Origin of the sequence: Collinsella sp. AF08-23 (assembly GCF_003479805.1) — a bacterium.
In the GTDB taxonomy this organism is placed as follows: domain Bacteria; phylum Actinomycetota; class Coriobacteriia; order Coriobacteriales; family Coriobacteriaceae; genus Collinsella.
Window position 1 is genome coordinate 26,815 of sequence record NZ_QUHV01000017.1, and the last position, 10,403, is coordinate 37,217.

A 10,403-nucleotide genomic window follows, 5' to 3' on the forward strand; every position below is an offset into this window, starting at 1 on the left:
AATGTCCGAGGCAATTACTGCCGAGAACATCGAGCAAGTCCTACAGCAGCGCCTGTTCGACCTGTCGGCTACCGTCGATACCCAAGAAGTATCCCACGTAGCCGAGGTGGGCGATGGTATCGCCCACGTCTTCGGTCTCAAGAGCGCGATGGCAGGTGAGCTCCTTGAGTTCACGAGCTCCATCACGGGCCGTACGGTGTACGGCCTGGCTCAGAACCTCGATCGCGATGAGGTCGGCGCGGTCCTGTTCGGCGAGGTCGATTCCATTAAAGAAGGCGACCAGTGCCGCACGACCGGCCGCGTCATGGACATCCCTGTGGGCCGTGGCATGCTCGGCCGCGTGGTTAATCCGCTCGGCCAGCCCATCGATGGCAAGGGCAGCATCGGCCAGACGTCGCGTCGACCCATTGAGTTCAAGGCTCCCGGCGTTATCGAGCGTACCCCGGTATGCGAGCCCATGCAGACGGGCCTGCTTGCCGTCGACGCGATGATCCCGATTGGCCGTGGCCAGCGCGAGCTCATCATCGGCGATCGTAAGACGGGCAAGACCGCCATCGCCGTCGACGCCATCATCAACCAGCGCGGCAAGGGCGTGATCTGCGTGTACGTCGCTATTGGCCAGAAGGCCTCGACGGTCGCCGCGATTCGCGAGATGCTCGCCGCACACGGTGCGCTCGAGTACACGGTCATCGTGTCCGCCACCGCTGCCGATTCGGCCCCGTTGCAGTACATCGCGCCTATGGCAGGCGCCGCCATTGGCGAGTACTTCATGTACAACGGCGAGGACGGCCGTCCCGCCAGCGCCACCAACCCCGGCGGTCACGTCCTGGTCGTGTACGACGACCTGTCCAAGCAGGCCGTCGCCTACCGTCAGATGTCGCTTACGCTGCGTCGTCCCCCGGGACGCGAGGCGTACCCCGGCGACATCTTCTACCTGCACTCTCGTCTGCTCGAGCGCGCCTGCAAGCTCTCCGAGGAGAACGGCGGTGGCTCCCTCACGGCTCTGCCGATCATCGAGACGCAGGATGGCGACGTCTCCGCGTACATTCCGACCAACGTCATCTCGATTACCGATGGTCAGATCTACCTGCAGTCCGAACTGTTCCACCAGGGTCAGCGCCCCGCAGTCGACGTGGGCATCTCCGTGTCCCGCGTTGGTGGTTCGGCTCAGACCAAGGCCATGAAGCAGCAGGCGGGCAACTTGCGTCTCGATCTCGCGTCGTATCGTGAGCTCGCCGGCTTCATGCAGTTCGGCTCCGACCTCGACGCCACCACCCAAAAGCAGCTCACGCATGGTGCTCGTATGACCGAGCTCCTCAAGCAGGGTCGCTATAAGGCATTGGACGTTACGGAGCAGGTCGCCGTTCTGTACGCCGGTAACAAGGGCTACCTGGACGATATGGACCTCGCCGACGTCGTGCCGTTCCGTGACGGCCTCGTGGATTACCTCGAGGGCGCCCACCGCAAGCTGCTCGAGAGCTTCCGCACCGTCAAGATGGACGATGCGATGGCATCCCAGCTCGAGACGGCGATCCGTGATTATAAGAGTCAGTTCCTGGCCTCCCGTGAGTCCCAGGCGTCGAGTGCCTCCGCGCTCGACGGCGAAGCAGGAGAGAACTAGGCCCCATGGCTAACCTCCGCGACATAAAAAAGCGCATCAACTCGGTCTCCACGACCCAGCAGATCACGCGCACGATGGAAATGGTGGCTACGGCTAAGATCGCTCGCGCGCTCCAGCGCGAGAAGGATTCCGAGCCGTATGCCGCCGCCATCACGGACGTCATGCTGACCGTTGCGCAGGATTCGTCGGTCGATGTCTCCAACCCACTGCTCGTCGACCCCGAGGTTTACGAGCGAGCGCTGGTGATTGTGATCAGCTCCGACCGCGGCTTGGCCGGCGGCTACAACGTACAGGTGGAGCGCGCCGCCGAGCAGCGCATCAAGCACTTCTATCGCCACGGTGCGAAAGAGGTCGAGCTCATCACCTGTGGACGCAAGGCGACGGAGTTCTTCCGCAAATACCCTAACAAGGTGATGGCAATCGTCGGTGAGTCCGACGACCCCACGATCGAGAATGCGCGTATCGTCGCGAATTACGTGATCGATGCGTATTCCCAGGGGCATCTTGGCCGCGTGGACATCGTCTACTTCCATGCCAAGAACCGCGTGGAGCAGGCGCTTCGTCTCGAGCGCATTCTGCCGCTCGACCAGCTGGTGCTGCAGACCGCCCGTGGCCCGCGTGCGAACGAGAACGAGGCGCCTACGGGTCTGTCGTCGCCCTTCGAGTTCGTGCCTTCCGCTGACCATGTGCTGAGCAAGCTCATTCCGAGCTACGTCCTCACCATCGTCCATCAGGCGATGATCGACTCGGCGGCAGCCGAGCAGGGAGCCCGCCGCAAGTCCATGCACTCCGCGACGGAGAACGCCACCGCCATCATCGCCGACCTCTCGCGCACCTATAACCGTGTACGCCAGGCTTCCATCACCACTGAGATCAACGAGATCGTGGGCGGAGCCGCTGCATTGGAGGAGAACTAATGGCAGATACCATCGCTGTGGACTCCACGCCCACCGCGGGCGTCGGGCGCATCACGCGCATCATCGGCGCCGTCGTGGACGTTAAGTTCAAGGGCGGCGTGCCGAACATCTACAACGCCCTCACCGTCGACGTGGACACGCCCGTCGGCCACATCAACACCATCCTCGAGGTCGAGAGCCAGCTGCCTGGCGATGTCGTGCGCTGCGTCGCCATGACTTCCACCGACGGTTTGCAGCGCGGCCTCGAGGTCGTCGACACGGGTGCCCCTATGCAGATGCCGGTGGGCAAGGGCACGCTCGGTCGCATCTGGAACGTCATGGGCGAGCCCGTCGACGGCAAGGAGATGCCCGAGGTGGACGCGTACTACCCGATCCATCACCCGGCCCCTTCGTTCGACCAGCTCACCACGCAGACCGAGATCTTCGAGACCGGCATCAAGGCCGTTGACCTGCTCGAGCCCTACATCCGTGGCGGCAAGACGGGTCTGTTCGGTGGCGCCGGCGTTGGCAAGACGGTGCTTATTCAGGAGCTCATCAACAACCTCGCCCAAGAGCATGGCGGCACTTCGGTGTTCACCGGCGTTGGCGAGCGTACCCGCGAGGGTACCGACCTGTACCTCGAGATGAGCGAGTCGGGCGTTATCGACAAGACCTGCCTGGTCTACGGTCAGATGAACGAGCCTCCGGGAGCCCGTCTGCGCATCGGCCTGGCCGGCCTTACCGAGGCTGAGTACTTCCGCGATCGCGGTCAGGATGTGCTGCTGTTCATCGACAACATCTTCCGTTTCTCCCAGGCCGGTTCCGAGGTCTCGGCGCTTCTTGGCCGTATGCCCTCCGCCGTCGGTTACCAGCCCACCCTGGCTACCGAGATGGGCGACCTGCAGGAGCGCATCACCTCCACTAAGACCGGTTCCATCACCTCGGTTCAGGCCGTCTACGTTCCCGCCGACGACCTGACCGACCCCGCGCCCGCCACGACGTTCACCCACTTGGACGCCACGACGGTTCTCTCCCGCTCCATCTCCTCGCTGGGCCTGTTCCCGGCAATCGATCCGCTGGCCTCCACTTCCGACGCGCTCGATCCCGCGATCGTCGGCGAGGAGCACTACCGCGTGGCCGTGCGCGTCCAGGAGATCTTGCAGGAGTACTCCGACCTTCAGGACATCATCGCCATTCTCGGTATGGACGAGCTCTCCGATGAGCAGCGCCTTACTGTGAACCGCGCTCGTAAGATCCAGCAGTTCCTGTCCCAGTCCTTCCACGTCGCCGAGAAGTTCACCGGCAACCCGGGCGTCTACGTGCGCGTCGAGGACACGGTTCGCTCCTTTGCCGCCATCATCGACGGCGAGTGCGACGATCTGCCCGAGCAGGCGTTCCGTTACGCCGGCACCATCGACGACGTGCGCGAGCGCGCCGCCAAGATGGGGGCGTAGGACATGGCCATGCAGTTGCGCATCGTCTGCCCCGAGGAGTGCGTGTTCGAGGGCCCGGTTGCCTACGTGGCCGTTCCCACGACTGTCGGCGAGTTCGGCATCTTGCCACACCATGCGAGCGAGATTTGCACGATTGATGGCGGACGGATTCGCGTCTCCGAGTCGCAGATGGGCGTGACCGACCGCGTCTTCGCGGTCACCGATGGATATGTCCAGGTTGCGAATGACGAGGTCATCGTGCTTGCTGAGCGCGCCCTTGATATCGAAAAGGTCGACGCCGAAGAAGTCTCCGCCCAGATGGCCGGTTTTGAAGACGAGCTGGGGAAAATGTCGGAGAATGATGCACGCCGTGCGTACCTCTATAATGAAATCGCATGGTGCAAGCTGCTGCTATCCCAATAGGGTCAGTGGCGACGCGTTTGACGCGCACAGTTTATGACATCATGCCCGGGGCGACCCGGGCATGTTTTTTGAAAGGGAAGCGCTTGGATATCATCCGCGTTGAGGGCGGGCACGCAATTGAGGGCCGCGTCGTCGTTTCGGGAGCCAAGAACTCAGCGCTCAAGCTCATGGCCGCCACGTTGCTGGCGCCCGGTGCCACGACGCTCGAGAATGTCCCCAATATTTCCGATGTTCATGTGATGGGCAAGGTGCTCAAGCGCATGGGCGCCACGATCGATGTGCTTGATGAGCATACGCTGCGCATCGACACGTCTGCGGTCGACTCATATGAGGCTCCCTATGACTTGGTTGCCAAGATGCGCGCGTCGACTGCCGTGATGGGCCCCCTGCTCGGCAGATTTGGTAAGGCCAAGATTGCCATGCCCGGTGGCTGCAACCTTGGCGCCCGCAAGATCGACATGCACATTCTCGGACTCGAGGCGCTTGGCGTTTCGTTCGATACCGACCACGGCTACATCCACGCTACAGCACCGAACGGACTTAAGGGTACGTCCGTCACGCTTGAGTTCGCCAGCGTTGGCGCTACGGAGAACCTCATCATGGCCTCGGTTAAAGCCAAGGGCACGACGGTGATTGACAACGCCGCCCGTGAACCGGAAATCGTAGACCTCGCCAACATGCTCAACGAGATGGGTGCCCGCATCATTGGTGCCGGCACCCCGGTTGTCACCATCGAGGGCGTCGAGGAGCTATGCCCCGTGACGCATCGCGTGGTGGGTGACCGCATCGAGGCCGGAACCTTCATCGTCGCCGGCGCGCTCGCCGCCGGTCCCGCCGGAATCGAGGTTCTCGGCTTCAATCCGCATCACTTGGGGATGGTCCTCAAGAAATTCGAGAGCATGGGTGTGTGCATCGAGCGCATAGAGCAGGGCGTGCGCGTCCAACGCTGCGAGCGATTTGCCCCTGTTGACATTCAAACCTTGCCGTTCCCCGGGTTCCCCACCGACATGCAGGCTCAGGTCATGGTGCTTTCCGCGCTCGCCGACGGTAACTCCATCATCACCGAGAACATCTTTGAGAACCGCTTTATGTTTGCCTCTGAGCTCGTCCGTATGGGCGCGGACATTCGTGTCGAGGGGCATCACGCCATGATCCACGGTGTTAAGGGCTTCTCCGGCGCGCAGGTTACATCCCCCGATCTTCGTGGCGGTGCCGCCCTGGCCATTGCCGGTCTTGTCGCAGAGGGCTATACGGAGGTGTCCGCTATCCACCATATCGATCGCGGATACGAGCGGTTTGTCGACAAGCTACGCGGGCTGGGCGCCACAGTGGAACGCCTCTCCCTTCCCGATCCCATTGATGACTAACAATTGAGTGCAGGTGTCTATGAGCCGTCGTAAGAAGCCCATCCAGGAGGGACGTCGCCCCTCAACCGGAGCGAGCAGCCGCATCTATAGCCGTGAGAACGTTGGCCGGTATTCCGAACGTGCCCGCCAGCGCCGTCGTGGCCGCATGGTCAAGCGCGGCGTGCTGGGCGGCCTGTTGGCGGTGCTGCTCGTGGGCGTGGTTGGGGTCGGCGCCTGGTTCGTTCGAGTAACGGGAAACCTCTCCGGCAACGGAGTGCTCGGCGAGGGCATCCGGATGATTTTGAACGACTCCGACGTCGCTCGTGAGCCGTTTTACATCCTGCTGCTCGGCACTGACGGTCGCCCGGGCGAAGATACGTACCGCTCCGACTCGATTATCCTCGCCCGCGTCGATCCCACTGAGAAGCAGGCGACGCTCATCTCCATCCCGCGTGACACGATGGTGGTCTATAACGGCGAGACGATGAAGATCAACGCCACCCACTCTGTTGACGGCCCGGAGGGCGTTGTGAAGGCGGTCAATCAGCTGTGTTTTGGTGGCGAGCAGAAGATCTCCCACTACGCCGAGATCAACTTCGAGGGCATGGAACAGCTTATCGATGCGGTGGGCGGCATCGACCTCAACGCGACCGAGGAGGTCGATGATCCCGAGCATCTCGATATCAAGATCGAAACGGGATATCAGCATATGGACGGCGCCACGGCACTCACCTACGCGCGCTGCCGCTATACCTATGCCGATGGCGATTACACGCGCATGCGCCACCAGCGCCAGGTGCTCGCCGCCCTTGCTTCGAAGATTCTCAACGAGCTCGATGCAACGACGGTGATGGGCATTGTCGAGGCGCTCTCCGAGGTCGTCATGACCACGTTAAGCCCCCAAGATATCATCTCCGTTGCCAACGCGATGCGGGGCATGGACGTCGAAAATGACATGTACGTCGCCAACGTCCCCTCGTATGCCGATGATACGACCTACGTTAACGGTGTGAGCTACGTCTTTGTTTACGAGAGCAAGCTCGCCGATATGATGGAGAGGGTCGATGCGGGTGAGAACCCCCAGGGTCCGCAGACCAGTGGACAAGATACTTCAGGCGCCTCCACGGCGGGCGACATCTTGGGGTCGGCCACGTCTGATGGCGAGAACGAGGCGGAGTAGTGGCCGATGGTTCCACGCTGGGGGCGTCGACGTCGCCGGCCCTAACGCCAGCACCCTTTGACTCAGAAGCACCCCTGGCATACGCTGGGGGTGCTTTTCGTTTGTATCACGTTGCGCTACATGGCGCCGAGGAAAGGAATGCCCCCATGTCCGATGTGCTCGAGAGGTTCTTGCGGTACGTGCAAGTTGATACCCAGTCGGCAGACGAGCATTGCGATCGCGTCCCGTCAACGGAAATTCAGTTTGACTTGGCGCATATGGTTGCGGAAGAGCTGCGCGGGATGGGTGCCCGCGACGTGACGGTGACGGACCATGCGTATGTGACCGCCTGGATTCCCGCAAGCTCGGGCTCCGAGGAGCGTCCGCGCCTCGGTCTGATTGCCCATCTCGATACCACGGAGCAGGCACCTGGTTTTGGCGTCAAGCCGCATGTGCTCACGTACCAGGGCGGTGACCTAGTGTGTGGTGTGGTGGACGGCGCTCCTGTTTCCATCGCCCCCAGTGTGCTTCCCGCTTTGAACGACCTTGTTGGACAGGACCTGGTCTGCACCGACGGAACGACGCTCTTGGGCGCCGACGACAAAGCGGGTGTCGCCGAGATCATGGCACTCTTCGCCGAGTTGTGCGCGCACCCCGAGACGCCTCATCCCGCCATCGGCGTCTGCCTGTGCCCCGACGAGGAGATTGGACACGGCGCTGAGCTGCTCGACATCGACGGGTTTGGGTGCACCTATGCGTATACCGTTGACGGCGGTCCTCTTGGTGAGCTTGAGTGGGAATGCTTCAACGCGGCAGAGGCTACCGTGAGCTTCCAAGGGTTCTCCATTCACCCCGGGGACGCGAAAGGACGCATGGTGAATGCCGGCGAGCTCTTCCACCGCTTCCATGGATTGCTGCCAGCAGCCCAACGCCCGGAGTATACCGAGGGCTACGAGGGCTTCTATTACCTGGAAGGCGTGAGTGCGACGGTCGAGCACGCGACGGCGCGTTACATCATCCGAGATCACGATGCCGAGAAATTCCAAGCGAAAATCGACCATCTGCTTTCCGCCGCCGCCTTTGTGAATGAGGAACAGGGGCGCGAGCGCGTGAAGGTCGAGATCAAGTACCAGTATCGCAACATGGCAGAGGTCGTGGCCGATTACCCCGAGCTTATCGATCAGGCGAAAAAAGCTTTTGAGGACGCCGGCGTCACCCCAAATGTCATCCCCATCCGCGGCGGTACGGACGGAGCACAGCTTTCGTTCCGCGGCCTGCCGTGTCCCAATTTGTCGACCGGAGCGTATTGCTGCCACGGCGTGAATGAGTTCATTCCCGTCCTCTCGCTCGAGAAGATGGTGGAGGTCCTCAAGCATCTGGTCGCCCGCTTCGCATAGCGGGCAGAGTCCGGCGCCGATGCGTTGCCGCCGGAAATGGTAGAGAAGGGAACAAACGCCATGGAGCATGACGAGTTCACAGCTGAGCCCCATCTGACGACGGCAAACGAGGACTATCTCGAGTGTATTGTTCGAATCGAGGGAGAGAACGGCGGAGAAGTCGAGGGTGGTATTCGTTCGGTAGACATCGCTCAGCGCCTTGAGGTGTCAAAGGCATCGGTCAACAAGGCGATCACCGCGCTCAAAGCGCAGGGCATGGTCGAGCAATCTCACTATGGCAGAGTGCGTCTGACATCTCAGGGGCGCGAGATTGGCTCCGCCGTCTGGCGCCGTCATCGCATGTTGCGCGCCTTTCTCGCGGGCGAGCTCGGAGTCGACTTTGAGCGCGCCGATGCCGAAGCGTGTTTGATGGAGCACGCGCTCTCCGAGGACACGATGAATCGCTGGTTGGCCTATCTCGAATCGTCGGGAATCACCATAGAAGGGTAAGGCGAGATAGCGGACGACGGCCGCCCGCGTTGGGACGTGTTCCCAGCGCGGGCGATTGTTAGTTTGCGAGCCCCATCCTTACACTTTGCTTAGATTTCACCGCCTGCGGTTGGCGCGCCTTGGTTGGGGTATACCGAACAATGCATTGACGCGATGACATAATCACCGTAAGGGGTGCATACGCGCATGAGCGAAATAATACGATTTGGAACAGATGGCTGGCGTGCGCGCCTTGATGGTGATTTCACCAACGATAACGTGGTGCGAGTTGCAGATGCGGCGGGTGCTCTTTGGGCACGCCGCGCAGCTGGTGCGCTGGTGTATGTTGGGTACGATGCACGTCCTGGTGCACGTGAGTTTGCGCGCCTTGCAGGCAAGGTCCTTGCGGCGCACGGTCTGGCGGTCAAGGTTTCCGATAGGCACGTTCCCACGCCCGCGTTGGCGTGGACAGTCGCCCGGGATGACCGCGCTGTGGGCGGCTTGATGGTGACAGGTTCGCATAGCCCCGCAGACTATCAGGGAATCAAGCTGCGCATGGCGGATGGTGGTGTGGGGTCGGACGATTTCTACGAAGAACTACAGCGCATCATCGATTCCGATCCAACGCTTGCCCGCGGGGCAATCGCCGAGACGGACTTTCTTACGCGCTATTTAGACCATCTGTATGCAATGGTGGACACCGAGGCAATCGCTGCGGCGCAGTTACGGGTCGTATACGATCCGTTGTACGGATCGGCAAGTGGCTGCTTCGCCGATTTGCTGCGTGCCATGGGGGCTGATGTGACCGAGATCCATGGTTCGCCAGATGAAGAGACCGATGGAACCCATCCCGAGCCTATTGAGCCTTGGGTTGACGACTGCGAGCGCGAGGTTGTCGCGTGTGGCGCATGTGCGGGGCTTGTCAACGATGGGGATGGCGATCGCATTGGCGCGGTGGACGAACACGGCAGATTTGTGAATTCGCAAAAGGTCATAGCTCTCATTCTCGGTCACTTATGCCGCAACCGAGGATGGAACGGGCGCGTGGTGCTCAACACGACGTCGTCGATTCTCACGCGAAGGGTTGCACGTGAGCTGGGATGTAAGCTCTCCATAAAACCCGTTGGTTTCAAGCATATATATAGTGAGATGAAAAAACGGGACGTGTTGCTAGGGGGAGGAGAGTCAGGAGGTGTGGGCATTGCCCACCATATGCCGGAGCGCGATGGCCTTCTGGTCAACCTTCTTCTCTGTGAGGCGATGGCGGTGACGGGGAAGTCACTTGCGGAGCTTGTAGACGAGCTGGAAAGCTATTTCGGGCGGTATTACTATGCTCGCCGCGACCTCCGAATAGACCCGGAGATTGTCGAAATGCTCCGTACGGTCTTACCAGGACTCAACCCTCCGATGGTGGCAGGTCGAGTTCCGGTGCACGTGAGTCATATGGATGGGTTGCGGCTGGAGTTCGATGACGAATCGTGGATCCTGCTCAGACCTTCCCAAACTGAACCGCTCATACGCGTATATGCAGAAGCGCAGACGATCGAAATGCGGGACGAACTGCTGGATGCGGGGATAGATCTCGCTCATGGCGAGTTTACATAGGAGCAAAGTTTCCCGCTAGTTATGTGCGAAATGTGGAGACGAAGATAGTCGCCCA

Annotated in this window: 9 protein-coding genes; all 9 read left to right on the forward strand. The window is 61.2% G+C overall.

The window, feature by feature from the left end; genetic code table 11:
* Position 1 precedes the first annotated feature (1 nt).
* The 9 genes from atpA to DWV48_RS08725 all read left to right on the forward strand — a co-directional run bounded on the left by atpA (position 2) and on the right by DWV48_RS08725 (position 10,348).
* Positions 2-1,621, forward strand: coding sequence for a F0F1 ATP synthase subunit alpha (atpA, locus tag DWV48_RS08685; RefSeq protein ID WP_118654402.1), 1,620 nt, complete (start codon positions 2-4; stop codon positions 1,619-1,621).
* Between the two features lie 5 nt (positions 1,622-1,626).
* On the forward strand, positions 1,627-2,538 hold the full coding sequence (gene atpG / locus DWV48_RS08690) for an ATP synthase F1 subunit gamma (RefSeq protein ID WP_118654403.1): 912 nt from the start codon (positions 1,627-1,629) through the stop codon (positions 2,536-2,538).
* Positions 2,538-3,971, forward strand: a complete 1,434-nt coding sequence (gene atpD, locus DWV48_RS08695; RefSeq protein ID WP_118654404.1) for a F0F1 ATP synthase subunit beta — start codon at positions 2,538-2,540, stop codon at positions 3,969-3,971. Before atpG ends, atpD begins: the two co-directional genes overlap by 1 nt.
* A 3-nt stretch (positions 3,972-3,974) precedes the next feature.
* On the forward strand, positions 3,975-4,373 hold the full coding sequence (atpC, locus tag DWV48_RS08700) for an ATP synthase F1 subunit epsilon (protein WP_199588944.1): 399 nt from the start codon (positions 3,975-3,977) through the stop codon (positions 4,371-4,373).
* Between the two features lie 83 nt (positions 4,374-4,456).
* On the forward strand, positions 4,457-5,740 hold the full coding sequence (gene murA / locus DWV48_RS08705) for a UDP-N-acetylglucosamine 1-carboxyvinyltransferase (RefSeq protein ID WP_118654405.1): 1,284 nt from the start codon (positions 4,457-4,459) through the stop codon (positions 5,738-5,740).
* A gap of 19 nt (positions 5,741-5,759) precedes the next feature.
* The gene (locus DWV48_RS08710) at positions 5,760-6,899 is read left to right on the forward strand and encodes an LCP family protein (RefSeq protein ID WP_118654406.1); all 1,140 of its coding nucleotides are present in this window, start codon (positions 5,760-5,762) and stop codon (positions 6,897-6,899) included.
* A 146-nt stretch (positions 6,900-7,045) separates the two neighbouring features.
* Positions 7,046-8,275, forward strand: a complete 1,230-nt coding sequence (gene pepT, locus DWV48_RS08715) for a peptidase T (RefSeq protein WP_118654407.1) — start codon at positions 7,046-7,048, stop codon at positions 8,273-8,275.
* A 60-nt stretch (positions 8,276-8,335) separates the two neighbouring features.
* Positions 8,336-8,764: a metal-dependent transcriptional regulator gene (locus DWV48_RS08720; protein WP_118654408.1), complete on the forward strand. Its 429-nt coding sequence runs from the start codon at positions 8,336-8,338 to the stop codon at positions 8,762-8,764.
* 186 nt (positions 8,765-8,950) lie between these two features.
* Positions 8,951-10,348, forward strand: a complete 1,398-nt coding sequence (locus tag DWV48_RS08725; RefSeq protein ID WP_118654409.1) for a phosphoglucomutase/phosphomannomutase family protein — start codon at positions 8,951-8,953, stop codon at positions 10,346-10,348.
* Positions 10,349-10,403 lie beyond the last annotated feature (55 nt).